The sequence below is a fragment of the Arthrobacter pascens genome (genome assembly GCF_030816475.1).
GTDB lineage: Bacteria > Actinomycetota > Actinomycetes > Actinomycetales > Micrococcaceae > Arthrobacter > Arthrobacter pascens_B.
In genome coordinates this window covers 40866-65759 of the sequence record NZ_JAUSXF010000001.1, presented here as the reverse complement: position 1 = coordinate 65759, position 24894 = coordinate 40866, and the positions used below count along the sequence as shown (strand labels likewise).

The window sequence follows — 24894 nt, the reverse complement described above, 5'->3', positions numbered from 1 at the left end:
GGCAAATGGGGGCCACGCGGCTGTAGCACAATGGTAGTGCGTCTGCTTCCCAAGCAGATGACGCGGGTTCGATTCCCGTCAGCCGCTCCACTCCGCCGGACAGCAAAAGTCCCCTCCGCCGCGCCAGCCCAGCCAGTCCCCGGTCGTTCCTCAAACGCTCCTCGGCATTCCGTCCCTGCCTGGCCGCCCGCTCCACTCCGCCCCCGCCCGTTGCCGCCGACCGGCTGCCACGGACCGGCCGCGGCCCAGGGCGGGTTAGGTGCCGCCGTGTATCGTCGGAAGTCAGGAACCTATTCGGTTCCGCTACAGGAGCAATCATGGCTGACAAGTCCCCCCGTCAAGCAGCATCCAAAAAAGCCGGCAAGTCCATCAAGGAAAAGCGTGCAGACAAGAGGGCCGCTGCCGCCCCGGCGAGCTCCCTGGACATCACGTCCAGCAAGGCCGCCAAAAAGAAGTGAGTGGCCAACAGAACCAGCTGACCCTTGGCGTCCTCGCGTCCACGCGGAAGCAGGACGAACGCCGCGTCCCCATCCATCCCCTGCATTTTGAGCGCATTCCCCCGGAACTGCGCCAGCGGATCATTCTGGAGCACGGCTACGGTGAGCGCTTCGGCGTCTCGGATGACCACCTCTCCACGCTGGTGGGCAGGTTGGCGAGCAGGGAAACCCTCGTGGCGGAGGCCGACGTCGTACTTCTGCCCAAGCCGCAGACGGCCGACCTTGCTGAGCTGCGGGACGGCCAGGTCCTTTGGGGCTGGCCGCACTGCGTGCAGGATCGAGCCATCACGCAGCTGGCCATCGACAAGAAACTCACGCTGATTGCCTTCGAGGCCATGAACCACTGGGCCAGCGACGGCGGCTTCGGGCTGCATGTCTTCCACAAGAACAACGAGCTGGCCGGCTACTGCTCGGTCCTTCACGCCCTCGCGCTGACCGGCTCCACGGGCGACTACGGTCGCCGCCTCAGCGCTGTGGTCATCGGGTTCGGGGCCACTGCCCGCGGCGCGGTCACCGCACTCAATGCCCATGGCGTCCACGATGTCCAGGTGCTGACCAACCGGGGAGTCGCCGCCGTCGGCGCCCCGATTCACTCGGTCAACATCGTCCAGTTTGACCACGACGACGAAGCCCCCTTCCTGAGCCAGGTCATCACCGAGCGGGGCCGGGTTCCGCTGGCGCCGTTCCTGGCCGAAAGCGACATTGTGGTCAACTGCACCTTGCAGGACCCCAATAACCCGCTGACGTACCTGCGGACCGAAGACCTCGCTGCCTTCAGCCCCGGCAGCCTGATCGTTGACGTTTCCTGCGACGAGGGCATGGGCTTCAGCTGGGCCCGCGCCACCACGTTCGCCGAGCCCATGTTTACTGTGGGCGACCACATCAGCCACTACGCGGTGGACCACAGCCCGTCCTATCTCTGGAACTCCTCCAGCTGGGAGATCAGCCAGGCGCTGCTGCCCTTCCTGGACGTGGTGGTCTCCGGTCCGGAGGCATGGGATGGGAACGAGACTATCTCGCGGGCCATTGAGATCCGCGACGGCGTGGTCCTCAATAAGGACGTGCTGGAGTTCCAGAAGCGCGAAGCCACGTACCCGCACGCCGCGCTGCCGGCCTAGGCTCTCGGACCGGCTCAGGAGCGGTCCCTAGGCTGCCGCAGTCCGGCTGACGATCCGCACCGGATGCCGGCGGTCCTTGAGGTCCACCTTGAGCAGCAACGAGGACTTCCGGGCAAGTACGACGGCGACCGTCAGCGCAGCGAGCGCCGGCACCCCGCCGGACACCAGCAGTGCCACGTGCGGGTCCGCGTGTTCGGCGATCCAGCCGAGCATGGGACCGCCGATGGCCTGCCCGCCGATCAGCACCATGATGTACAGGCTCATGACCCGGCCGCGTATCCCCAGGTTGGAGCTGATCTGGACCAGCTGGTTGGAGCCCGTAAGGAACATCAGGCACCAGAATCCGGACAGGACCATCACAGCGCCGAACCACACCATGGACGGCGCCAGGGCCGCCAGGCACAGCATGATCCCGTACATCCCGGCGCAAAAAACCACTGACCGGAGCCGCAGCTGCCGCCGGCGCGTGGAGGCGACCGCGCCGGTGAGGGCTCCGAGGGCAACCAGGGCATTGAGCAGGCCGTACCCGCCGGCGCCGACGTCGAACACGTGGTCCGCATAGGCTGCCAGCAGGACCGGGAGGCTCATGGAAAACACGGCGATGAACCCTGCCATCAGCCATGGCCAGTAAATCGTGGGTTTGCTCAGCGCGTACCGCAGCCCCTCCCGCAGCATGCCCTTCCGCTTGGGCGCCGGGGCGCTGACGAACAACTGGTCCCTGCGCAGGATGAGCAGCATGGTGACAGTGGAGCAGCAGGCGACGGCGTTCGCGGCGAAGGCCCAGCCGGCTCCGACGGCGGTCAGGAGCAGCCCCGCCAGCGCCGGGCCGATCAGGCCGCCCAGCTGGAACGTGGTGGAGTTGACGCTGATCGCGTTGCGCAGGTATTTCGGTCCCACGAGCTCGTTAACGAACACCTGCCTGGCTGGCTGGTCCAGCACCGTGACGAGGCCCAGCACCAAGGCGATGGCGTACACGTGCCAGACCTCAACCACGCCGCTCAGCGACAGGGTGGCGAGTGCTGCCGCGAGGACCCCGGCCACGGACTGGCACAGGATCAGGATCTTCCGCTTGGCGAACCTGTCCGCCATCATTCCGGCCCATGGCCCCAGGAAGAGGGACGGCATGAACTGCAGCGCTACGGTGATGCCCACGGCGGTGACCGAGCCGGACAGCTCCAGGACCATCCAGTCCTGGGCGATGCGCTGCATCCAGACGGCGATCACGGCGACAAAGTGCCCGATGGCGAAGATGCGGAAGTTGGGAACCCTCAGGGAGATGAACGTGTGCTTCCAGGGAAGACGTTCACTCACGACGGCGAGGGGCTGGGTCTGGGAGGAGGCGGAGTCGATGACGGGCTGGCTGACGGTGGCCGACGACGGCGGTGGGGGTGCCACAGGGGTGTCCTCAAGTTATCGGGCGGGTCGGGATGCCCTTAACGCTAAGCTGGTGCCGCACGATTATGTAGGCCTATTGTGCCTATAACTAGCATTGCAATCCGTAATGATGCCCGCCACGGCCTGCCTACCAGCCGTAGCTGAACCAACAAGCCCGGCAGCAGATGGAGTCCCCCGTGTTTGAACCTACCCAGCTCCGGTCCTTCTTAGCGGTAGCCGAAACGCTGAGCTTCACCAAAGCGGCCGAGCGGCTGGGGCTGGCGCAGCCAACCATCAGCCAGCACATCCGCAAACTGGAGGCAGCGGCCAAGCGTGTCCTGATAAGCCGGGACACCCGGGACGTCCGGCTGACGGACAACGGCGATGCCATGGCCGGGTTCGCCCGTACTATCCTCTCCGCACACGATGCCGCCTCGCGCTATTTCTCCGGTTCGGCCATGCGCGGCCGGCTGCGCTTCGGCACGGCCGATGACCTCGCCATCACAGGCCTGCCCCGGATCCTGCGCGAGTTCCGGCAGATTTACCCCCAGATCAACCTTGAGCTCACGGTCGGCCAGAGCGATCAGCTGTACAGGAAGCTCAATGCCGGCCAGCTGGACCTGGTGTTTGTGAAGTGGGTGGCCGGAGCCAAGGACGGCACAGTGGTGCAGCACGATTCCTTCTCGTGGGTGGGCCAGGAGCAGACGTCGCTGGAACCCGGCCATCCGGTGCCGCTGATCGCCTACCCTTCGCCCAGTCTCAGCCGGAAGCTGGCCATTGACGCCTTGGAGTCACACGGCCGGACCTGGCGGATCACGTGCACTACCCGGCAGATCAGCGGGGCCCTCGCGGCGGTCCGGGCCGGGATCGGCGTGGCCGTGATGCCGTCGTCGCTGGTGCCGGAGGACCTCAGGATCATCACCCGACGGTTCGACCTTCCGCCGGTAGGGGACGTCGATTTCACCCTGATCCGCAATCCGCTGGCGAACTCTGAGGTGATCGACGCCCTGACCCAGGCAATTGTGGGCAGGACGCTGAAGCGGTCAGATTGACGGCCGCCGGAAGCCGCGGCCCGGGCCAGCAGCGGAGGGCCGGCAAAGCCATTGAAGAAGAAGCTCGCATAAACTATGCTGATTTCCCATGGGTCAAGCAGAGGGCCAGTTCAACCATACGAGCGCGCCCTGCAAGCCCATGGGCCGGCGTGTTCGGGATAGGCAGCCAATGACGACAGCCAGGAACACCCAAATCCACTCAGCACATGCACGCCCCCTGAATACGGCGCGCCCGCTGACCCGCCATTCCAGCCTCGGATCCGGCATCGCGACCGTCGAGTCCGAGTACGTCGGGAAGCCCACCTGCGAAAAGTGCGGCACTGACGAATTCATCTACCTTGAGTCCTATGTCCCGCCAGTCTTCCGGCGTGACGGAGGCGTGAAGACTCTTGGCGAGGTCGCGTACACCTGCACCCGCTGCGAAGATTTTTCCGCCCACAGCGTTCCGATGTCCTGGGCGCCCCCGGGCTGGTACCTGGGCTGACTTCCGAAGGTCTCTAACCGCCGCGCAGCCAGCACGGCCAACTGAACCACAAACCAAGAACACAACAGAGGCCTGGCGGCCACCCTTGGGGTGGCCGCCAGGCCTTCCTGTATCCCCGCTCTTTATCCCCCGTTGGCTTAGGCCCGGGGGTCGTAGGCGGGCCCGACTTAGGCGGGCGACTTAGATGAGTGCGTCGGAGAGGTGGTTCGGCGTGCCGAAGCGGTGCGCTGTGATGCTGATGGCCTGCTCGTGAAGGAACGGCAGCAGCTCCACCCGCCCGGCCTCGGTGACCGGGTGGGCGTAGACCGCCAGATCCGGACGCCCGTCCGTTGCTTCCGCCAGCGCCCGGGCGTCCCCTCCGATGAGCCGGATCCGGGCTCCGGACAGCTTGCCGCTGGCGGCGAGCCGTGCAGCCGAAGCCAGCCACCCGGCGTCGGACTCCACCGTGACGTCGATATCCAGGCCGGTGAACACGGCCCGCAGCTGGGCGGGAAGTTCGACGGCGGTGGAGACGGTGAGGGCGGAGCCCGCCACCATACCTGCGGCCACAGTCCGCGCCAGGGAGGCCAGCGGGGCGCCTTCGGAGAGCCGGACCGTCACAGGCAGCGGACGGTAGCGGAAGACATTGCGTTCCGCGCTGAGTCCCGAGACATCCTTGGCTGTGCCGAACTCGTCAGACCAGGCCTGGGCGTCCGAGGCAAGCGAACGCTGCAGCTGCTCCAGCTCGGCGGGTTCCAGGGCGTCGGCAGCCGCGTTCACGATCCGGCGGACACCGGGGTTGGTGACCCGGGTTCCGGCCGAGCTGGTGCTGCTGACCCAGTCACCCAGGCCGACCAGGTAGTTGGGCCCTCCTGCCTTGGTTCCGGCGCCGACGGCCGACTTCTTCCAGCCGCCGAAGGGCTGGCGCTGAACGATGGCACCGGTAATGCCGCGGTTGACGTACAGGTTGCCGGCCTGGATCGAGTCCAGCCAGACGCCGAGCTCGTCCGGGCTCAGCGAGTGAAGTCCTGCCGTGAGGCCGTACTCGATCTGGTTCTGGATGGCGATGGCCTCCTCCAGGGTCTTTGCGGTCATGACGCCAAGGACCGGCCCGAAGAACTCGGTGAGGTGGAAGTAGGATCCGCGCCTGACGCCGTGGCGCACGCCCGGGCTCCAGAGGCGTCCGGTTTCGTCCAGTTTCCTGGGCTCAACCGCCCAGCTCTCGCCTTCGCCGAGGGTGGTGAGGGCGTTCAGCAGCTTGCCGTTGGCCGGCTCGATGATCGGGCCCATCTGGCTGGTGGGATCCTCGGGGTAGCCCACCTTCAGCGAGGTCACGGCGTCGATCAGCTGGTTGTGGAACCGCCTGGATGTGGCTACCGAGCCGACCAGGATCACTAGCGAGGCGGCAGAGCACTTCTGGCCGGCGTGGCCGAACGCGGAGTAGGCCACGTCTTTCGCTGCCAGGTCGAGGTCGGCGCTGGGCGTGACGATGATGGCGTTCTTGCCGCTTGTCTCGGCCAGGAGCGGCAGGTCTTTGCGGAAGGAGCGGAACAGTTCGGCGGTCTCGTAGCCGCCGGTGAGGATCACGCGGTCCACGGCCGGGTGGGAGATCAGCTGCCGGCCGAGTTCGCGTTCGCCCAGCTGCACCATGGTCAGCACGTCGCGGGGCACGCCGGCTTCCCACAGGGCTTCGATCATGACGGCGCCGCTGCGGGCGGCCTGCTTGGCAGGTTTGATCACGACGGCGGAGCCGGCGGCGAGTGCCGCGAGGGTGGACCCGGCGGGGATGGCGACCGGGAAGTTCCACGGCGGGGTGACCACGGTGAGGCTCGCCGGGACGAACGTGGCGCCGTCGACCTTTTCCAGCTTCCGGGCGGACTCGGCGTAGTAATGCGCAAAGTCCACTGCCTCGCTGACCTCGGGGTCTCCCTGGTCGATGGTCTTGCCGGTTTCACTGGCCATCACTTCAAGGAGGTCGGCGCGGCGGGCTTCCAGCACCTCGCCGGCACGGTGCAGGATCTCGGCGCGTTCGTCGCCGGACATGGCGCCCCAGGCCTTGCCTTTTTCGACGGCGGTGCCGATCACCCTGTCGAGGGTGTCAGCGTCGGTGATGGTGGCGGCCTCAACGGAGGCGTTACCCAGGGTGGAGGCCGGGACGCGGTCCAGCATGGCCCGGCCCCAGTCCCGGTTGGCGGGCACGGACGGATCGGTATCCGGAGTGTTCTCAAAGTGGTCGTGCGGCATCGGGGCTGCCGGAAGCGCACGGTTCTGCCGGCGGTTCGCCGGGGGGACGGCGTCGTCGAGCTGTTCCAGTGAGGCCAGGAAGCGCTGCTTCTCACGCTCGAAAAGGGCTTCGTTCTCGCTGAGCTCGAAGACGGCGGACATGAAGTTTTCCTGGCTGGCGCCCTCTTCCAGGCGGCGGATCAGGTAGGCAATGGCGACGTCGAACTCGGCCGGGTGCACTACCGGCGTGTACAGCAGCAGCGAGCCGACGTCCTTCTTCACGGCTTCGGCCTGGCCCTGTGCCATCCCCAGGAGCATTTCGAACTCGATACTCTGAGGTGCGGTATCCGCGATGCCGCGCTGTTTGGCCAGCAACCAGGCGAAGGCGATGTCGAAGAGGTTGTGGCCGGCCACGCCGATCCTGATGTTGCGGATGCGTTCCGGGTGCAGGGCGTAGTTGATGACCCGCTTGTAGTTGGTGTCAGAATCCTGCTTGGTGTCCCAGGTGGCCAGCGGCCAGCCGTGAAGGGAAGCCTCCACGTGCTCCATGGGCAGGTTGGCGCCCTTGACCACGCGCACCTTGATGGCTGCGCCGCCTTCGGCACGTCGGGCTGCTGCCCAGTCCTGGAGGCGGATCATGGCCGAGAGCGCATCCGGGAGGTAGGCCTGCAGCACGATGCCAGCCTCGAGGTTCTTGAATTCGGGCTTGTCCAGGATCCTGGTGAAGACCGCAATGGTCATGTCCAGGTCCTTGTACTCCTCCATGTCCAGGTTGATGAACTTGGCCTTGGGGAAGGAGGCGGCCTTGGCGAAGAGCGGGGTGAGCTTTTCGACGACGTGCTCCACGGCTTCATCGAATCCCCAGGCAGAGTGCGGGGCCACGGTGGAGGACACCTTGATGGAGACGTAGTCCACGTCGGGGCGGCCGAGCAGGGTGTGGGTGCCTTCGAGCCGTCGGTTTGCCTCATGCTCACCCAGCACTGCCTCGCCGAGGAGGTTCACGTTGAGCTTGATGCCGTCCTTGCGGATCTTCGCGATGGCCGGGCCGAGCTTGGCATCGGTAGCGTCCACGATCAGGTGGCCCACCATTTCGCGGAGGATGCGGCGGGCGACGGGGATGACCACCTGCGGAAGGACGGGGGCCATGGTGCCGCCGGCGCGGACGGCGCTGCGCATGTACCACGGGAGGAATGCCGGAACTTTAGGGGCCAGGGCCGCAAGGTTGCGGGCCGCGACGTGAAGGTCTTCGGGGCGGACGACGCCGTCCACGAACCCCACGGTGAAGTCGAGGCCGTTCGGGTCCTTGAGGACGCCCGCCAGCTGTTCCGCCGAAGCATCGACCGGCACCTTCGAAGCCTCGGTCAGCCAGTGGCGCACCAGCTTGATGGTGTCCTGCGCAAGGGCCTGCGCCTGGGGAACATCTGAGTGTTCGGTGGAGGTAGCCGGTCCCGTGTTAACACCGGTCTCCATTGCAGTTTTGGTCATGGCTTGTACTCGTTCTTCCCTTGTGCGTACTGGTCTTATTCACCAGTATGAGCCCGGCATCACATAAGATAAAGCGATGTTTTCTAAGTAGTACAGGTTAGAAAACCCAACGTATTATTTTCCCGTCCGAACGTTCATAAATTCCCCCAACGCTCTCTCACGTTTCGCACCTCTCCCCCCGACGCTTCCTCACGTTTCGCACCTTTCTCCCAAACCCTCCCTCACGTTTCGCACCTTTCCCCCCGACGCTTCCTCACGTTTCGCACCTTTCCCCCCGACGCTTCCTCACGTTTCGCACCTTTCCCCTGACGCTTCCTCACGTTTCGCACCTTTCCCCTGACGCTTCCTCACGTTTCGCACCCAAAAAGCGAACCCTCCCGCACATGATGCGCGGAAGGGTTCGCTGGATTGATGCGGGATCTGCGGGAGCGTCTCAAAAAGACCTGCAGGATCTGCGGGAGGGTTGGGGGGTCAGCTGACGGGGCTCTGCATCACTACAGCTTTTTCATGGCGCGGGCTATTGGGATTCATGAGCGAGTGCTTACGGCCGTAGAAGAAATAGATGGCCAGGCCGATGACGAGCCAGGCTACGAAACGCATCCAGGTGGCAAACGGAAGCTGTGTCATCAGGAAGCCCGAGGACAGGATGCCGAAGGCCGGCACCAGGGGCATCAGCGGAAGCCGGAAGGTACGGGGGGTGTCGGGCCTCTTGTAGCGGAAGATGATCACGGAAAGGCAGACGACGACGAACGCCGCGAGGATGCCGATGTTGGTCAGGTCAGCCACTTCCTTGATGGGGAACACTCCAGCCAGGAAAGCTGACGTGATGCCGGCAATCCAGGTAACGCGCTGCGGCGTGCCGTGCCGGTCCGTCTTGGCGAACCAGCCGGGCAGGAGCCCGTCGCGGCTCATGGAGAACCAGACCCGGGTGACTCCGAGCAGGAAGGTCAGCATCACGGTGAGGATGGACAGCACTGCGAAGACCGAAATGATCGTGGCGATCACTGGCAGGCCCACGCTGCTGAACGCGGAGGCGAAGCCGGCCTTGGGGTCGATGTCCTTGTAGTTCTGCATTCCGGTCAGGACCAGGGTGGCGGCCACGTAGAGGAGCATCGCCACGATGAGGGAGAGCACGATGGCCTTCGGCATGTGCTTCTTGCCGTCCTTGGCTTCCTCTGCGGCGGTGCTCATGGCGTCATAGCCGAAGACGGCGAAGAATACGGTGGCGGAGCCGGCCACTACCGGTCCGAAGCCGCTGGGCATGAACGGGTTGTAGTTGTTTGTGTCGATGTAGAAGATGCCGAGGCCGATGATGAAGAGGATCAGGACCACCTTGATGGCCACCGCCACCAGTTCGAACCGGCCGAACGCCTTGGTGCCGCGGGAGAGGATCCACGTGACCAGGAGGCACACCAGGATGGCGGGAAGGTTGATGACGCCCCCCTTGCCCTCATCGACAGTGGAGGTCATCCAGGCTGGCATGTGGATGCCGATTCCGGACAGGAAGGCGTCAAAGTAGCCCGAGATACCGATCGCAACAACAGCCACAATGGCGATGTACTCGAGCAGCAGGTCCCAGCCGATGAACCACCCGATCACCTCGCCAAGGGCGACATAGCCGTAGGTGTATGCGGAGCCGGCGCGGGGGATCATGCCGGCGAACTCTGCGTAGGACAGGGCTGCCGCCGCCGAGGCCAGTCCGGCGATGAGGAACGAGATCAGCACCGCAGGACCCACCCCCGGATGGTCTCCGCTGCCAGCGGCCACCAGTCCGGCGAGGGAAAAGATCCCGACGCCGATGATGCCGCCCACGCCGATGGCGGTGAGCTGCCACAGGCCCAGGGACTTGAACAGCCCGCTGTGTTTGCTTTCTTCCTCGATGTCGTCGACGGGCTTGCGCCTCATGATCGACTGGGACAGATCTTTTGTGCTCATCAGCAACTCCTGCTTGGGGTGCGGCGCCATCTCGGGCGCGCCCGGGAACGGCCTGTGACGTGGGTAACTTGTCCCCAACAGTATGCAAGGCCGATTGCGTTAGATAAAGTGACTACTTCTAACCATTATTCATTAGAATCAACAAGGAATGAGCCCATGCTCGATGTCCGCCGGCTGAGGCTGCTCCGTGAATTGAAGATCCGGGGCACGCTTGCGGAAGTGGCTGAGGCACTCCAGTACAGCCCGTCGTCGGTGTCCCAGCAGCTGGCGTTGCTGGAAAAAGAGGTAGGCGTGGAACTGCTCCGGAAGACCGGGCGAAGGGTTCAGCTGACTCCCCAGGCGGAAGTCCTGGTGGCGCACACGGCCCAGCTCCTGGAGACGATGGAGCAGGCGGAGGCTGATCTCGCGGCGTCGCTGACCACCGTCACTGGCACGGTCCGGATTGCCGTTTTCCAGTCAGCGGCCCTGGCCCTCATGCCTGACACGCTCTCTCGGATGGCGACGGTCTATCCCGAGGTGCGGATCGAGATGACCCAGCGGGAGCCGGAAACGGCGCTGCATGAAACCTGGGCCCGGGACTTCGACCTGGTGATTGCTGAGCAGTATCCCGGCCACGCCGCACCGCGGTACCCCGAGCTTGACCGCATCAGGCTGACCACCGATGCCATCAGGCTGGCTGTTCCCCCGGAGGCGGCCGGCCAGCAGCCCATCACATCGCTGGAGGACACTGCTGAACTGGCCTGGGTCATGGAGCCGCGCGGCGCCGCTTCCCGGCACTGGGCAGAGCAGGCGTGCCGCAGCGCTGGCTTCGAACCGGACGTGCGCTTTGAAACTGCCGACCTGCAGGCCCAGATCCGGCTGATCGAGTCCGGGAACGCCGTCGCGCTGATGCCTGACCTGGTCTGGACCGGGCGCGGCACCTCCGCCCAGCTGCTGCAGTTGCCGGGCGATCCGCACCGCACGATTTTCACGTCGGTACGCCGCTCCAGCGCACAACGGCCAGCCATCCTGGCGGCCCGGGAGACTCTGGCTATCACGGCCGAATCGGTGGCAAACGCGGAGGACGGCGGGTAGGAACCGAGCGTCCGCCTGTTCAGGCAGGCACGGCCAGGAGGGTCCGGAAGGCGGGCCGGAGGGGCCGGGAGTCCCGAAGGGCAGGTCGTCAATGTTCCTGCGTCAGTGTTTCCTGCGTCACTGCGCGATCCGGACCCCGCCGCTAGACTGGGGTCGTTATGAATCGCACAATATTCAAGTCCAAGATCCACCGGGCCACCGTCACCCACGCTGACCTGCACTATGTAGGTTCGGTCACCGTTGACCTGGACCTGCTGGACGCTGCCGACATCCTTCCCGGCGAGCTCGTGGCCATCGTGGACGTGACCAACGGCGCGCGCCTGGAAACCTACACCATCGCAGGCGAGCGCGGATCCGGTGTCATCGGCATTAACGGGCCGGCGGCCCACCTGGTCCATGAGAACGACGTCGTTATCCTCATCACCTATGCCCAGATGACCACCGAGGAGGCCCGGGCCTACCAGCCGCGGGTGGTCCATGTGGACCAGAACAACCGGATCGTCCAGCTGGGCAGCGATCCCGCCGAAGGCCTCACCCCTGGACTGATGCGCCCCCCTTTCGCGCTGAATAACGCCTCCCTGTAGTCCGGAGCGTGAGTCCGGGCCCCCGCTGCCGCTGCACTAGAGGAGCAGGTCCTTGTTAGGCGTGCTCGCCGGCTTTTTTGTGGTGTGGTGCATCATCCTGGTGGGCTGGTTTGTGGGCAGGAGCAAAGTCCTGGGTGAGAACGCCCGGCAGGTCCTCAGCTCCCTCACATTCTTTGTTGCCAGCCCGGCGCTCCTGTTCGAGACCCTCAGCAAGGCCCGGCTCCAGGAGATCTTTGCCGAGCCGCTGCTGGTGACGGCGGTGGCGGCGATCAGCAGCGCGATCGTCTTCTTTTCCATTGCGAAATTCTGGCTGAAGCGGGCCCTGCCGGATGCGCTGATGTCCTCCATGGCGGCCTCCCTGGCCAACTCGGCCAACCTGGGCATCCCCATCGCGGTCTATGTCCTGGGCGACGCCAGCTATGTGGCGCCGCTGCTGATTTTCCAGCTGGCCTTCTTTACGCCGATGTTCCTCATGATCCTGGACTCCAGCACCAGCTCGCACCGGACCACCCCGCTCCGTTTTGTGCTGATGATCCTGAGGAATCCCATGATTGTGGGCAGTGCGCTGGGCCTGGTGGTGGCGGGAACCGGCTGGACCGTGCCTGCGCTGGTCATGGAGCCCATCCATCTCATTGGCGGGGCGGCAATTCCGGCGATGCTGATCGCTTTCGGGATGAGCCTGAACGGGACCAGGCCGCTGCAGGCGGCAGCGGGCCGGCGCCTGGATGCCCTGTTGGCCAGCGGTTTCAAGCTGGTGATCCAGCCCGCAGCCGCCTACACCTTTGCACGTTTTGCGCTGGGCCTGGACGGCCATGCACTGTTCGCGGTGGTGGTCACGTCAGGGCTTCCCACGGCGCAGAATGTGTTTGTTGCCGCCAGCCGCTACCAGACCGGCCTGACGGTGGCCAAGGACACCGTGCTGATCACCACCGTCGTTGCCGTGCCGGCCATGATCGGTGTTGCCCTGCTGCTGACGTGACCGGCGGCCCGCTATGGGGCACCACCTTGAGGAAACTCCCGGTTGGCGTTGAAGCTGTTCATGAGCCGGTCCGGTGATGACTCAGCATCAGCACCGGACCGGCGGATCAACTAGAAGTTGAACTTATCAACATTCTGGGCGGTAAAGACGGTGGGGTCTCCAAGCAATACTGTGCCACCGGCTCCCACTTTGAATTCACCTAATGTGCCGGCCTTGAACTTTTCGCCTTCAGCACCGGTGATCTGGCCGGAGGCGAGAGCTGCACCGGCATAGGCGGCAAGGTAGCCAAGCTTTTCGACGTCCCACAGGGCAAACCCCTTCATGGTGCCGTTCTTGACGAACTCCTTGAGCTGGCTCGGGAAGCCGAGTCCGGTCAGCTGGACCTTGCCCTTGTATTCGGAGCCGGACAGGTACTGCGCGGCAGCGGCGACACCCACTGTTGTGGGCGAGATGATGCCCTTCAGCGTCGGGTGCTGCTGCAGCAGCGCCTGGACTTCCTGCTGGGATTTCTGGGCATTGTCATCGCCGTACACAGTGGCGACCAGCTTCAGCTTGGAGTATTCGGGCTTCTGAAGTTCTTTCTTCATCAGCTCGATCCATGCATTCTGGTTGGTGGCGTTCGCCGTGGCAGACAGGACAGCGATATCGCCGCCTTCGGCTCCGATCGCTTCGGCGATGAGCTTGACCTGGGTTGAGGCAATCCCCTCCGCCGTCGCCTGGTTGATGTAGAGATCGCGGCATTCCGGGTCAGTGTCAGAGTCAAACGTGACGACCTTCGCACCTCCCTTGCGCGCTTCGTCCAGGGCTGAGCAGATGGCCTTCGGATCGTTGGCCGAGGTCGCAATAACGTCCACTGCCTGCTGGGTGAGGGTGTTGATGTAGCTGACCTGGCTTGAGGCACTTGCCTCGGACGGGCCGACCTCAGAGAACGTTCCCTTGTACTCTCCGACGGCGTTCTTGCCGCCACGGTCAGTGACCGTGAAGTACGAGTTGTTCAGCTGCTTGGGAAGGAAGGCAACCTTGAGACCTTCTTTCAGCGGGGCGTCCGGGTTCGCCGAAGCAGACGCGCTGCTCCCGCCACCGCCGCCGGATCCTGAGTTGACAGTCGTCCCGCCGCAGGCTGTGAGCGCCAATGAGGCTCCCGTAAGGAGTGCGATGAAGACCGGAGCGGCCCTGCGGGCTCCCGACTTGGGGCTGAATTTCATGATGTTGCCTTTCAACTGAACTTCGTTGTTGCTGTGGATGAAACGGAGGGACTTACGGGGATGGCGGTTTTCGGGAGAGCGAACGGCTCCAGGTGATGGCATTGGGTGCTACGACGGCAGCGATCAGGAGGCCGCCGGTCAGCATGGACAACGTGTCTTCCGGGACGCTGGCGAGCTGGAGAGCATTCCGAAGGATGGCCAGGAGCACCACCCCGGCGATGACACCGGGCAGGTTGCCCTTGCCCCCGAAGATGGATACTCCGCCGAGCAGGACTGCCGCTATGACGGAAAGCTCCAGCCCGGTTGCGTTGTCCCCCCGCGCGCTGCCGTAGCGCAGTGTCCACCAGATGCCGACCAATGCGGCCACTGCTCCTGAGACGATGAATAGCCAGAATTTTGTCCGGGCGACTGTGATGCCGGCAAAGCGGGCCGCTTCTTCGCTGTATCCAATGGCGAAGAGGGACCGGCCGAATCCGGTGAAGTGCAGGACTATCCCGAAGACAATCGCGAGGATGACCACGGGGATGATCCAGACAGGGATCCCCGTGGAACCGATCTTCGCCTGCAGGGCAGTGGTGATGGCGCGGGGAAAGCTTGTTACCGCCTGATCACCGAGGACAACAAAGGCTAGTCCACGGTAGAGGGCGAGGGTTCCGATGGTCACGGCGAGCGATGGCAGCCCGACGACTGAGACCAGGATTCCGTTGACTGCCCCTGAAATGGCTCCCAGGAGGATGCAGACGGGAATGATGGCCTCAAGCGGCAGGCCGGCATTCCACAGCGCTCCGAACGTACAGCTGATGAACCCGGCAATGCTTGCCACCGAAAGATCGATTTCTCCGGTGAGGATGATCAGGGTCATCGGTAGGGCGAGCAGGAGGATGGGGATCATGTCTATGAGGAGGAATCCCGCGTTCCGGGGCGAAGCGAAACCTGTCACCGCCGTCGATGCCACCAGAATGCTGATGACTACAGCGACGATGATCGCTGTGTCCCAGTTCCGGAGGAAGCCAAAGCGAGGCACTGCTTCGCGTTCGACCGTCGGCCGGGCTGTATCAACCAGCATGTTTGTCGTGTCCTCTCAGGCGGCGCTCGGTGCGCAGAGCTAGGTATCGGTCGAGGGCAATTGACGCCAGGATCAGCGCGCCGATCATGGCCCGCTGCCAGAACGGTGAGACTCCCAACACTGGCAGGGCCGAGGTGATGGTCGTCAGGAGGATGGCGCCGATGGCGGCTCCGTAGACGGTGCCGACGCCGCCAGCGATGGCTACGCCTCCGACGACGGCGGCTGCTACGACGTTCAGTTCCAGGCCCTGGCCGGCTGTGGCATCGAGGTTGCCGTACTTGGCTGCGTAGATGACTCCGGCCAGTCCGGCCAGGGCGCCGGAGATCGCGAAGGCCGTGAAGATCTTCCGGCCTACCCCGATTCCGTACAGGCGTGCGGCCAGCACATCAGATCCGACGGCGTAGAACTCGCGCCCTGAGCGGAAGTTCCGAAGGTAGAGGCCGAAGGCGATGACAACGGCCAGGGCGATAAGGGCCAGATAGGGAAGACCCATTAGCGCTCCGCTGCCGAGGGCCAGGAAAGTCTCCGGCAGGTTGGAAGGACTGATCTGCTGGCCCTGCGCCCAGGCGAAGTCCACTCCACGGAAGATGTACAGGGTTCCCAGCGTGACGACCAGGGAGGGTACTTTGGCCACCGCGATGAGTGCACCATTCACGGCCCCCAGCAGGGTACCGATGCCGACGCCGATGGCCAGCATGGCGATGACCGGCAGGTCCGGCATCGCGATGAAGATCTTGCCTGTCGCGAAGGCAGTCAAGCCCAGAACCGAACCGACCGAAAGATCGACGTTCTTGGTCACGATGACGATGGCCTGGCCGACGCCCAGGATAACCAGGATCGAGGAGTTAAGGAGCAGGTCCTTGGTACTTTGCGCACCGATGAACCGTGGGTTGACGGCCACCGTTGCGGCCACGAGGATTGCCAGGGCGAGGAAGACGCTGAACTCCCGAGAGCGGGTCAGCGTTCCCAGCCATGCCAACGAGGGCTGGCGTTGGAGGGCTAATGTTGTCACGCTGGTGTCTCCTTTGTGGATGAATCGGCTCCCGTGGCTGCCGTCATCACCGTTTCCTCCGTGGCTTCACGGCGGCTTAGCTCGGCAGTGACCTGGCCTTCGTGCATAACCAGCACCCGGTCGGACATGCCCAGGATTTCGGGCAGTTCGGAGGAGATCATCAGGACTGCTAATCCTTTTCCGGCGAGTTCGGAGATGAGTCTGTGCACTTCGGACTTGGTGCCGACGTCGATGCCCCTGGTTGGCTCGTCGATGATGAGGACCTTTGGCCCCGTTGCCAGCCATTTACCCAGGACAACCTTCTGCTGGTTGCCGCCGGACAATGTGGAGATGGGGGACGTGGGGGCTCCTGCCTTGATCTGGAGTTTCCTGGCCCACTCCGTGGTCGACTCTGCCTCGGCCTTGTTGGTCAGGAGGCCGAAGCGGCTGAGCTTCTTGCGCAGGGTGAGCGTCAGGTTACGGCTGACGTTCAGTTCCATGACCAGGCCTTGCTTCCGCCGGTCTTCCGGCACGAACCCCAGGCCAGCTGCCATGGATTCCCGTGGGGACAGCGGCTTCAGCGGCTTATTGCGTACAAGGATCTCGCCCGAATCGTACCTGTCGATGCCGAAGATGGCCCGGGCAACCTCGGAACGTCCGGCCCCGACGAGGCCGCTCAGCCCGACGATTTCACCAGACCTGACGTTGAAGGAAATATCCGAGAACACGCCTTTCCGGCTGAGGCCCTTGACCTCCAGGGCCACCTCGCCGATTGCGGCTTCCTGCTTGGGGAAAAGTGACGCCACATCGCGTCCAACCATCTGCCGAATGACGTTGTCGACTGTCACGTCAGTTGCGCGCGATGTTTCCACATGGGCTCCGTCACGCATGACCGTGATCCAGTCCGCCAGTGCGAAGACCTCCTCGAAACGGTGGGAAATGAACAGAACGGCGGCCCCTCGGTCCTGCAGAGTGCGTGTAACTGCAAAAAGCCGTTCAACTTCCACTCCGCTGAGGGCGGCTGTCGGCTCATCCATGATCAGCACCCTGGCGTTGAGGCTGATGGCCTTCGCGATCTCGACGACCTGCTGATCGGCGATGGACAGGCCCTGGGCAGCGCGGTCCGGGTCGATTCTCACGCCGAGCTGACGGAAGAGTTCAAGGGCCTGCCGGCGCATGCTCTTCCGGTCAATGCGCCGCAGGGACCGGAGTGGCTGACGGCCCATAAAGATGTTCTCGGCCACCGTGAGGTCGGGAAACATGGTGGGTTCCTGGTAGATGACTGCGATTCCGGCCTCGCGGGAATGAAGCGGGTCGCGGAAGGACACCATTTCGCCATCCAGCAGGACGTGGCCGCGGTCCGGCTGGTGCAGGCCGGCGAGGGTTTTGACCATCGTCGACTTGCCGGCACCGTTCTCACCTACAAGAGCGGTGACCTGGCCCCGGTGGAGGCTCAGGTTCGCTCCTTGTAACGCCTTAACCGCACCGAAAGACTTATGGATATCCTGCAGCTCAAGCACGGGAACCCTGGGGTCGGCAGCCTTCGGGCTGCTCCGGAGGCCGACGTCGAAGGTGTCGTCCATAGCGGTTGCTCCTTTGGAATGAATCGATTCATCTGTGAATCTCCTCACACGTTAGGGCATGCTTCTGCAGCATGTCAAGATCAGCAGAATCTCGGTGGTCGGGGCTCCGAATAGGCCCTTGTGTGAAGGAGGTAACATGATGAAATTGGTGATGATTCGATTCAGGGGGTTGTAATGTCGGTGGGGCCCAGCATCAAAGACGTCGCGGCGCTGGCGAGGGTCTCGGTGGGCACTGTGTCCAACGTACTGAACAGGCCCGAGCAGGTCACGTCCGAAAATAGAGAACGAGTACAGGCCGCAATCAGCCAGCTGGGTTTCGTCCGGAACGAGTCGGCAAGGTCGCTTCGCTCGGGGTCCAGTCGCAGCCTGGGCATGCTCGTCCTGGATGTGCGGAATCCGTTCTTCACTGATGTTGCATTTGGCGCTGAGGACGTTGCCGAGACGCATAAGCACTCATTCATTCTGGCGAACAGCAGCGAGGATGAGCGGCGTGAGCAGACTTATCTGGATTTGTTCGAGGAACAGCGCGTCCAGGGCATCCTCATCACGCCCTTGGGGAATGTTCTCCCGCGGCTGGAAGCCCTGCATTCCCGGGGCATACCGTCCGTTCTCGTGGACAGGCTGGCAGACTCTGAGAAATTTTGCTCAGTCTCCGTTGACGACCTTGCCGGTGGTCGGGCAGCCATGGAACACCTCATTGCAGGCGGGGCCGAGCGGCCGGCATTCGTGGGCGGCCCGTTCAGCCTCAAGCAGGTCTCAGACCGCTACGCCGGGGCTCTTGAAGCGGCCCAGGACGCCGGGATCCAGCTGCAGGAATTTGAAACTCCGAATCTGAAGTTTGACCGGGGACGCCAGCTGGGGGGTCTGATTGGTGATCTTCGGGAGTCGCGGCGACCGGATGCCGTCTTCGCGGCAAACGACCAGCTCGCACTCGGCCTTCTGCAGTCCTTCACGGCCAATGGAATCCGGGTACCGGAAGACGTGGCCATCATCGGCTTTGACGATATTGATTTCGCCTCTCAATCGAGCATTCCGCTGTCATCCGTCCAGCAACCACGGCGCCTCATCGGCGAGCGGGCGGCGGAGTTGCTCTTCGAAGAAATTGAGAACCCCGAGCATCATGAGCACCAACAGATCGTGTTTACTCCACAGCTCGTAGTTCGGGAGAGCAGCCATGGGATGACGGCCAAAACATGGAAACTGATGCAATAACGGCCCCGCCCCAGGGCAAGGTGTGGTGGTCGGTCTCGCTGCGAGCTGCTTCTATTCTTTGCGCCCAACCGACTGGAAAAGCGCCAGGAGTCGCGCCGCCTCGGGGACCAGCGCTTCCCGGCCGGCGGAGACGTATCTGCGGGAGTCGACGTCGGCCGGGTGGTCCTGCAGGTAAGCCCGGACCGCGCGGGTGAAGAATCCGCTGAGGTGGGTAGACACGTTGATTTTCGTCATTCCCGCGGCGATCGCGGCGACGAGGAGATCATCGGGCACTCCCGAGGATCCGTGCAGGACGAGCGGGACGTCCAGCGCGTGGTGCAACCGGGCAATGAGCCCAAGGTCAAGGGAGGCGTTCCGTTCCGTCATGGCATGGGTGGAGCCGACGGCGACGGCCAGGGCATCGACGCCGGTTTCCTTCACGAAGGTCGCCGCCTCCTCCGGGTCCGTGCGGACGCCGGGCGTGTGGGCGCCCCCCTTGCCGCCGACGCTGCCGAGTTCAGCCTCCACGTAGACGCCGCGGGCATGGGCATACCGGCCCACCCGGGCGGTCGCCGCAACATTGCGGGAGTAGTCGTGCCGGGCGCCGTCGTACATCACGGATCCGAACCCGAGGTCGACGGCGGCAAGGGCGAGTTCCTCATCTTCCGCATGGTCAAAGTGCAGGGCGACGGGGACCCGGGCCTGCCGGGCGATGGCCATGGTGCCGAGTGCGATGGGTTCCAGGCCGCCATGATACTTGGCACAGTTTTCCGAGATTTGCAGGATGACGGGAAGTCCGGCCTGTTCTGCACCGGCGACCAGGGCCTCCGCCGTCTCAAGGTGGACGACATTGAAAGCGCCGAGACCGGCGCCTCGCCCGGCCGCGGCCTCCATCAGTTTGCGCGTGGGGATCAGCGGCATCAGACTGCCCTTTCCGTGATGATGACTTCTTGTTCGAGCTCCCGGTAGCGAGGCGAGACCTGGCCGGCCAGCGGCATCAGCACCGCAGCGGCAGACCACGCCGTGGCACTCGGAAGCATCGAGCGGATGCTCCATTCTCCGGAGGCGAACCTGGCCGCGGCCGCGGCGACCGCGGCATCTCCTGCCCCTGTCGGGTTGCCCTGCAGCGGGCGTGGGAGGCGGGCGGACCAGAAAACGGCGGGCGCTCCGGCATCGAAGGCGAGCATCCCGTCCTCGCCGGCACTCACCAGGATCCGCTGCGCGCCGAGGCGCAGGAGCTCCCGCGAAGCAGCAACCGGGTCCTCGATGCCTGTCGCATCCCGGAGTTCCTCCCTGTTCGGCTTCAAAAGGTCCGCCCCTGCCCCCGCGGCCTCCCGGATGCCGGGACCGGAGGTGTCTATCACGGCAGGAATCCCCCGGGAGTGAGCCAGCCGGACAAGCGCCGCAAAGAACTCCGGGTCAGCTTCGGCAGGCAGGCTCCCGGAGGCCACCAGCACTCCGGCGCCGGGAATTTCCCGTTCTATTCCGGCTTCGAGCGCGTCCCATTCGGTGTCAGCCAGGGCAGCTCCGAATTCGTTGAAAATACTCGTTTGGCCGCTTCGGGTGTCCACGATAGTGATGGTGCGCCTGGTCCCGGCAGAGACGGGGACCAGCCGGTGGGGTACTCCGGAAGAGGCCAGTTCCCTTGCGAACTGATGCCCGTTGGGGCAGCCGACGGGTGCGATGGCTAGCACCGGATAGCCTTGCTGGTGGGCAACCCGGGCAACGTTGAGGCCCTTCCCGCCAGCCCGTTCCGTACCCGCCGGAACCCGATGCGTTTCACCCCACCGGATGCCGTCCACGTGGTAAGTGACATCGAGTGCAGGGTTGGGGGTCACTGTGATGATCCGGCCTGTCCGCGGAGCAGGGGCGTGGTTCATGGCAGGCCGCCCGGGTCCTGGTCCAGCAGTTGACGGGCCTTCAAGGCGGCACCGAGCAGCCCGGCGTTTTCTCCCAGGAGCGTCGGGACGATTCGGGGACGCATTGGCAAGGTCAACCGGTCGTCAACTGCCTGGCGCAGCGGAGCCAGGAGCGATTCGCCGGCCCCGGAAATTCCGCCGCCGATGACCACGGTTTCGGTACCGAGGATACAGACGCACTGGGCGATGCTGAACGCCAGCGCGTCGATCGCCTGGGCCCAAACGCGCTGGGCCGCCTTGTCGCCGGAGCTGGCCAGGTCCAGCACTTCGCGGGAGCCGGTAACTGCGCGCCCGGCGGCGCTGCTGTAGCGGGCGGCGATCGAGCCGGCGGAGCCCACGGATTCGAGCAACACTGTTCGCCGGGGATCGTCCGGATCGGGGACGCGCGCGTGGCCGAGCTCGCCGGCGTACCCTCCGCCCTTGATGCGCCGGCCGTCACAGAATATGGCCGCGGCGATCCCCGTGCCGTTGACCATGACGATGGCGTCCTCGCTGTCCCGGGCGGCTCCGCTGCGGAATTCCGCCTCACCTGCCGCGCCGACGTCATGGCCGAAGGCAACCGGCGCATTCAGCAGCGCCCGCGCCCGGGCGGCAAAAGGATAGTCCCGCCAGCCGAGGTTGGAGGAGAGGATTCCGATCCCTGCATCCTCGTCGACCAGCCCCGGGACCACGAAGCCGACGGCGTCGAAGGGCAGCTGCGGGTAGGAGGCCCGGTAGCCGGCCGCCAGGCGGGCGAGCACCGCGAGCACCGCCCCGCCTGGATCCGAGGCGTCGCGCGGGGTGGGGCTCCTTCTCAGGCCCACGATCCTGCCGCCGGCAAGAACGATCCCGGACTTGATATCGGTTCCGCCAACGTCAAAGGCGAGCACAGGGCCAGGGCCCGGTGAAGCCGTGTCCGTCACCGCCGTGTCCATCGGCATTGCTCAGGAATCCAGGATGACGGAGCGGCTGAGGTTCCGCGGCCGGTCGGGATCCAGTCCGCGGGCGCGGGCTCGCTCCAGGGCAACTTTCTGGGCACGCACGAGCTCGGCCAGGGGGTCGGTGCCGCGGTGGACGTAAAGCGCGCCCGTTCGGGACACGTCGTCGCCCAGGCCGGGAGGCTCTTCTCCGAAAAGCCATGTCACCCTGTTCGGGGCTGCGATCGAAATGGGGCCGTGCCTGTACTCCATGGCAGGGTATGACTCGGTCCAGGACTGCGAGGCTTCACGCATTTTCAACGCGGCCTCGTGGGCCAGTCCGATAGTCCACCCCCGGCCCAGGAAGCTGAATTGTTCGGCATCGATAAGTGCTTGGGGAACGTCCTCGACGATGGCTGCCCTGGCGTCCTCGAGCGCGCCGCTGTTCCATAGGCCCAGGGAAGCCCGCAGGTAGGCGAGCGCAGTGGTCGCGAACCGGGTCTGCACGACGGACTGTTCATCGGCGTAGGGCAGCTCAACCACCTTGTCAGCAAAGCCTGACGCCGCCGCCGTCGTATCCCCGATAATGGCTGTGGTGCGGACCTTCCCCCTCAGTTTGTCCAGTGCCTGAAGCACTTCGGTGGTGGTGCCGGACCGGGTGATCGCCACGACGGCGTCGTAGCCGCGGTCCACGAATGCTTCCGACGCCGCGAAGGCATCGGTGATGCCCTGGCCAGAGCCCTCGCGGAGCACGGCGTAGGACTGTGCCATGAACCAGGAGGTGCCGCATCCGATCACGGCGACCTTTTGCCCGGTGGCCGGCAGCAGCGGCCCTGCTTCCGCTTCAGCCTGCCGGACAGCACGCTGCCAGACGTCCGGCTGGGAGGATAATTCGGACTCCATGTGTGCACCGGACATGTACCCGCCGGGGACGGGCTGCTGGTTGGGGGATGACTGTGTCATGTGGGATCCGCTCCTTCTGTTTTTTGCGGGACCAGCCGGCCGGCGTCGCGGTCGAACACGGCCTTGAAGACTGCGAGGGTGATTAGGGCTCCCAGCGTGACCGCATTGGAGCAGATGATGGCCAGGTCAGCAGTCAGGCATCCGTACAGGAGCCAGAGGCCGACGCCGGCGGTCAGGGCAGCGAGGTACGTCCAGGAGATGTCACCGGTTGAGCGCGTGCGCCAGGAACGCAGGAGCTGGGGAAACCAGCAGCCTGTAGTCAGCAGCCCGGCGAGCAGGCCAAGAAGGGTGATCATGGGAATCCGGCCATTACCGTGAACCGTCAGGCCATGCTGAACTGGTAGCGGGCAGGGACCTCTTCATTGGGACAGACCTGCTGCCATAAATCCAGGATCGGGTTCTCTCCCTCGCGCAGGTCTGCCACCTCCAGTCCGGCCTTCAGCAGGGCAGCAGCCTCTTCAGTCTTGCCGACCCCCGCCAGGGCGGCTGCTTCAAGGAAGCCGATGCGCCCTTGCCGGGTGGCCGGGTGGCCGGTCTGCCTGAGCAGGCCAAGGGCGCCCTGTGCGTCGTCTGCCCCCAGGAAAGCGGTGAGTCCTTCGGCCAGCAGCGCGCTGCTCTCCGGTTCCAGGGAACAGGCGGTGGCGTACTGCGCCAGGCCCTCGCCAGTCCGTCCCTGGCTGAGGTCTGCCAGCGCGACGCCACGGTGTGCCTGGGCAGTTTCCGCCAGTTCAAGCGATGCGAGATAAAGGACGCGGGCGTCATCAAGCTCGCCGCGCGCATGCTTGATGAAGGCACGGTGCAGCAGGGCCGGAGCATCGTGCGGGCACTGCTCCAGCAGCACTTCCCAGTCTGTCCCGTTCACGAAAGTGTCCGCTCCGCCGAACCCCTTTCCTTCCAGAAGGTCAAGCCACGGACGCTCGTCCTCGGAAATCGTCTCCGTTTCGAACGGCGTTCCTGATTGTTCCGGCCAGGGGATCCGGCCCCGGCGCCGCCGGATGGATTCGACGGCGCCCCAGCCGCTTCCCGTCCCGACCCTTCGCTGGGGTTCGTGGTCGGCCCAGCCGGATGCCGCTTGGTGTGCGGCCTCCACGGAGCCGCCATCCTGCAATGCCTGCACCCGGCGGCCGCAATGGTCCACAGCTGCGGACCAGTCGGCGGCATGCGCGATGCGCGGGTCAACCCGGGCGTTTCCGTAGGCTTCCACCCAGGTCCATTCGGCCCCTCCGGGCATGACGAGATGCTGGAACTGGGTCTGGGCCAGTCCCGCCTGAATTTCGGCGTACGCTCCCCCCTCCGGGCTAAGCCATTCCTGCCAGCGCCGCCCGCCCCGCCCCTGGCCCCAGACAAAGAGCTTGCGTCCCCGCAGGGCTTGGCTGGACAGCATCGCCAGGCCGTCGCCGTCACCGTCCGCCTGCAGGATCCATGGCTGCTTTTCCGTGGAGATGTCAAAGAAGAAGTCGCGGGCACGGGCGTTGTTCACCGGCCACGTGCAGTCAGCGCCGCCGTCGTTCGTGGGGTCCACCCGGGACACGTCGCCGGTGTAACTGGTGGCGAAGGCCGAACCGGCGGGTGCTATCACGCGGCTGGCGGGATTTTCCGGAACTGCAGCGTTCGTCCACCAGTACATTGGCACTTCCGTATCGTTCGGGTTTCTCACCCGGATGGCTACATACAGTACTGGCGAGTCGGGCGGCAGCCACGCGTCGATCTGGAAAACGACCTCGCGAAGCCTTTCGAACTCCCACATCCGCAGCACATCCTGGCCTTGGGCGTTGGTGAGGATGCTTGCGTGCAGCGGACTGCAGGTGGTGGGCGAATGTCCGCGGGTGCCGATATTCCATTCGATTCCGCCGGCAAACCACGCGTTACGTAAAGCCAGGTTGGCGAACTGGATGCTGGTCGGGGTGTAGAGCAGGTTCTTGCCGGTACCTTTATCAGTTAATTCCCACAGCCTGCCGCCGAGCCCGGGGAGGAACACTGCCCGGAGCCTCCCGTTCTCGAGCACTACAGTCTGGAGGCTGCGTGCTGACCTGGTCCGGCCGTAACCGTCCTGCAACTGGTAGGGGTAAAGGTTGCGGGGATATCCGTAGGCGGAGCCTTCGAGAATCTCCCGGGGGAGCTCACCGGTGATCTTGTAGGGGCTCTCCGGCGGAGCACCGAGCATCGGGAGTGGATTCAGCGGTCCTTGATCGGACATCATGATGGTCCGTTGCCCGATGCTCACGGTTGTCATGGTCCGGGAGTTTTCATTCATCCTGTGCTCGCTTTCTTCGAAGCAGCTTGCGCGTGGATCCAG

At 64.6% G+C, this 24894-nt stretch carries 21 protein-coding genes and 1 tRNA gene; 9 read left to right on the top strand and 13 right to left on the bottom strand.

What is annotated here, in order from left to right; translation table 11 throughout:
- The first annotated feature begins 16 nt into the window (after positions 1 to 16).
- From QFZ40_RS00275 to QFZ40_RS00265, 3 genes are all read left to right on the top strand, one after another.
- Positions 17 to 90, top strand: a tRNA-Gly gene (locus QFZ40_RS00275).
- Between the two features lie 227 nt (positions 91 to 317).
- Positions 318 to 458 carry a hypothetical protein gene (locus tag QFZ40_RS00270; RefSeq protein WP_165478350.1) on the top strand — a complete coding sequence of 47 codons (141 nt, stop codon included), beginning with the start codon at positions 318 to 320 and terminating at the stop codon, positions 456 to 458.
- On the top strand, positions 455 to 1615 hold the full coding sequence (locus QFZ40_RS00265) for a N(5)-(carboxyethyl)ornithine synthase (RefSeq protein ID WP_306902165.1): 1161 nt from the start codon (positions 455 to 457) through the stop codon (positions 1613 to 1615). The genes QFZ40_RS00270 and QFZ40_RS00265 overlap by 4 nt, the downstream gene beginning before the upstream one ends.
- Before the next feature lie 27 nt (positions 1616 to 1642).
- On the opposite strand, the gene QFZ40_RS00260 is transcribed toward QFZ40_RS00265, so the two are convergent.
- Positions 1643 to 3010, bottom strand: coding sequence for an MFS transporter (locus QFZ40_RS00260; protein ID WP_306902164.1), 1368 nt, complete (start codon positions 3008 to 3010; stop codon positions 1643 to 1645).
- Positions 3011 to 3186: 176 nt separating this feature from the next.
- On the opposite strand from QFZ40_RS00260, the gene QFZ40_RS00255 reads away from it, so the two are divergent.
- Together QFZ40_RS00255 and QFZ40_RS00250 are read left to right on the top strand one after the other, a co-directional pair.
- Positions 3187 to 4041 carry a LysR substrate-binding domain-containing protein gene (locus QFZ40_RS00255; RefSeq protein ID WP_306902163.1) on the top strand — a complete coding sequence of 285 codons (855 nt, stop codon included), beginning with the start codon at positions 3187 to 3189 and terminating at the stop codon, positions 4039 to 4041.
- 169 nt (positions 4042 to 4210) lie between these two features.
- Positions 4211 to 4525, top strand: coding sequence for a hypothetical protein (locus tag QFZ40_RS00250; protein ID WP_306902162.1), 315 nt, complete (start codon positions 4211 to 4213; stop codon positions 4523 to 4525).
- Positions 4526 to 4705: 180 nt separating this feature from the next.
- On the opposite strand, the gene QFZ40_RS00245 is transcribed toward QFZ40_RS00250, so the two are convergent.
- Entirely contained in the window at positions 4706 to 8212 is a 3507-nt protein-coding gene (locus QFZ40_RS00245) for a bifunctional proline dehydrogenase/L-glutamate gamma-semialdehyde dehydrogenase (protein WP_306902161.1), read from the bottom strand.
- Between the two features lie 471 nt (positions 8213 to 8683).
- Positions 8684 to 10147 carry an amino acid permease gene (locus QFZ40_RS00240; RefSeq protein WP_306902159.1) on the bottom strand — a complete coding sequence of 488 codons (1464 nt, stop codon included), beginning with the start codon at positions 10145 to 10147 and terminating at the stop codon, positions 8684 to 8686.
- Between the two features lie 156 nt (positions 10148 to 10303).
- Here QFZ40_RS00240 and QFZ40_RS00235 point away from each other — a divergent pair, with 156 nt between their 5' ends.
- The 3 genes from QFZ40_RS00235 (at position 10304) to QFZ40_RS00225 (ending at position 12784) form a co-directional block, all read left to right on the top strand.
- Positions 10304 to 11221 carry a LysR family transcriptional regulator gene (locus tag QFZ40_RS00235; protein WP_306902158.1) on the top strand — a complete coding sequence of 306 codons (918 nt, stop codon included), beginning with the start codon at positions 10304 to 10306 and terminating at the stop codon, positions 11219 to 11221.
- A gap of 158 nt (positions 11222 to 11379) precedes the next feature.
- Entirely contained in the window at positions 11380 to 11805 is a 426-nt protein-coding gene (gene panD / locus QFZ40_RS00230) for an aspartate 1-decarboxylase (protein WP_306902156.1), read from the top strand.
- A 52-nt stretch (positions 11806 to 11857) separates the two neighbouring features.
- Entirely contained in the window at positions 11858 to 12784 is a 927-nt protein-coding gene (locus QFZ40_RS00225) for an AEC family transporter (protein ID WP_306902154.1), read from the top strand.
- A 110-nt stretch (positions 12785 to 12894) separates the two neighbouring features.
- Here QFZ40_RS00225 and rhaS read toward each other — a convergent pair whose 3' ends face one another.
- From rhaS to QFZ40_RS00205, 4 genes are read right to left on the bottom strand one after another with little or no spacing between them, the layout of a single operon-like run.
- Entirely contained in the window at positions 12895 to 13989 is a 1095-nt protein-coding gene (gene rhaS, locus QFZ40_RS00220; RefSeq protein WP_306902153.1) for a rhamnose ABC transporter substrate-binding protein, read from the bottom strand.
- Between the two features lie 52 nt (positions 13990 to 14041).
- A complete protein-coding gene (locus tag QFZ40_RS00215) occupies positions 14042 to 15055 on the bottom strand; it encodes an ABC transporter permease (RefSeq protein WP_306902152.1) in 1014 nt (337 codons plus the stop codon).
- Positions 15045 to 16067, bottom strand: a complete 1023-nt coding sequence (locus tag QFZ40_RS00210) for an ABC transporter permease (protein ID WP_306902150.1) — start codon at positions 16065 to 16067, stop codon at positions 15045 to 15047. Before QFZ40_RS00210 ends, QFZ40_RS00215 begins: the two co-directional genes overlap by 11 nt.
- Entirely contained in the window at positions 16064 to 17629 is a 1566-nt protein-coding gene (locus QFZ40_RS00205; protein WP_306902148.1) for a sugar ABC transporter ATP-binding protein, read from the bottom strand. Before QFZ40_RS00205 ends, QFZ40_RS00210 begins: the two co-directional genes overlap by 4 nt.
- 174 nt (positions 17630 to 17803) lie before the next feature.
- On the opposite strand from QFZ40_RS00205, the gene QFZ40_RS00200 reads away from it, so the two are divergent.
- Positions 17804 to 18841, top strand: coding sequence for a LacI family DNA-binding transcriptional regulator (locus QFZ40_RS00200; RefSeq protein ID WP_306902146.1), 1038 nt, complete (start codon positions 17804 to 17806; stop codon positions 18839 to 18841).
- 51 nt (positions 18842 to 18892) lie between these two features.
- Here the strand turns inward: QFZ40_RS00200 and QFZ40_RS00195 are convergent, their stop codons facing one another.
- The 6 genes from QFZ40_RS00195 to QFZ40_RS00170 are packed head-to-tail and all read right to left on the bottom strand — an operon-like array spanning position 18893 to position 24831.
- Entirely contained in the window at positions 18893 to 19741 is an 849-nt protein-coding gene (locus tag QFZ40_RS00195) for a class II fructose-bisphosphate aldolase (RefSeq protein ID WP_306902144.1), read from the bottom strand.
- The gene (locus QFZ40_RS00190) at positions 19741 to 20700 is read right to left on the bottom strand and encodes a 1-phosphofructokinase family hexose kinase (RefSeq protein WP_306902142.1); all 960 of its coding nucleotides are present in this window, start codon (positions 20698 to 20700) and stop codon (positions 19741 to 19743) included. Before QFZ40_RS00190 ends, QFZ40_RS00195 begins: the two co-directional genes overlap by 1 nt.
- A complete protein-coding gene (locus QFZ40_RS00185) occupies positions 20697 to 21641 on the bottom strand; it encodes an ROK family protein (RefSeq protein WP_306902140.1) in 945 nt (314 codons plus the stop codon). Before QFZ40_RS00185 ends, QFZ40_RS00190 begins: the two co-directional genes overlap by 4 nt.
- Positions 21642 to 21662: 21 nt before the next feature.
- Positions 21663 to 22598 (bottom strand): SIS domain-containing protein, encoded by a 936-nt coding sequence (locus tag QFZ40_RS00180; protein WP_373427367.1) that lies wholly within the window; start codon positions 22596 to 22598, stop codon positions 21663 to 21665.
- Positions 22595 to 22894 carry a SemiSWEET family sugar transporter gene (locus QFZ40_RS00175; protein WP_306902139.1) on the bottom strand — a complete coding sequence of 100 codons (300 nt, stop codon included), beginning with the start codon at positions 22892 to 22894 and terminating at the stop codon, positions 22595 to 22597. Before QFZ40_RS00175 ends, QFZ40_RS00180 begins: the two co-directional genes overlap by 4 nt.
- Positions 22895 to 22920: 26 nt before the next feature.
- A complete protein-coding gene (locus tag QFZ40_RS00170; protein WP_306902138.1) occupies positions 22921 to 24831 on the bottom strand; it encodes a DUF5107 domain-containing protein in 1911 nt (636 codons plus the stop codon).
- Positions 24832 to 24894 lie beyond the last annotated feature (63 nt).

Bases quoted from the DNA above. Each gene is read 5' to 3' on its own strand.
- panD (WP_306902156.1), top strand. From the start codon at position 11,380: ATGAATCGCACAATATTCAAGTCCAAGATCCACCGGGCCACCGTCACC.
- QFZ40_RS00250 (WP_306902162.1), top strand. From the start codon at position 4,211: ATGACGACAGCCAGGAACACCCAAATCCACTCAGCACATGCACGCCCC.
- QFZ40_RS00215 (WP_306902152.1), bottom strand. From the start codon at position 15,055: ATGCTGGTTGATACAGCCCGGCCGACGGTCGAACGCGAAGCAGTGCCT.
- rhaS (WP_306902153.1), bottom strand. From the start codon at position 13,989: ATGAAATTCAGCCCCAAGTCGGGAGCCCGCAGGGCCGCTCCGGTCTTC.
- QFZ40_RS00170 (WP_306902138.1), bottom strand. From the start codon at position 24,831: ATGACAACCGTGAGCATCGGGCAACGGACCATCATGATGTCCGATCAA.
- QFZ40_RS00205 (WP_306902148.1), bottom strand. From the start codon at position 17,629: ATGGACGACACCTTCGACGTCGGCCTCCGGAGCAGCCCGAAGGCTGCC.
- QFZ40_RS00245 (WP_306902161.1), bottom strand. From the start codon at position 8,212: ATGACCAAAACTGCAATGGAGACCGGTGTTAACACGGGACCGGCTACC.
- QFZ40_RS00195 (WP_306902144.1), bottom strand. From the start codon at position 19,741: ATGCCGCTGATCCCCACGCGCAAACTGATGGAGGCCGCGGCCGGGCGA.
- QFZ40_RS00175 (WP_306902139.1), bottom strand. From the start codon at position 22,894: ATGATCACCCTTCTTGGCCTGCTCGCCGGGCTGCTGACTACAGGCTGC.
- QFZ40_RS00240 (WP_306902159.1), bottom strand. From the start codon at position 10,147: ATGAGCACAAAAGATCTGTCCCAGTCGATCATGAGGCGCAAGCCCGTC.
- QFZ40_RS00270 (WP_165478350.1), top strand. From the start codon at position 318: ATGGCTGACAAGTCCCCCCGTCAAGCAGCATCCAAAAAAGCCGGCAAG.
- QFZ40_RS00180 (WP_373427367.1), bottom strand. From the start codon at position 22,598: ATGACACAGTCATCCCCCAACCAGCAGCCCGTCCCCGGCGGGTACATG.
- QFZ40_RS00235 (WP_306902158.1), top strand. From the start codon at position 10,304: ATGCTCGATGTCCGCCGGCTGAGGCTGCTCCGTGAATTGAAGATCCGG.
- QFZ40_RS00200 (WP_306902146.1), top strand. From the start codon at position 17,804: ATGTCGGTGGGGCCCAGCATCAAAGACGTCGCGGCGCTGGCGAGGGTC.
- QFZ40_RS00190 (WP_306902142.1), bottom strand. From the start codon at position 20,700: ATGAACCACGCCCCTGCTCCGCGGACAGGCCGGATCATCACAGTGACC.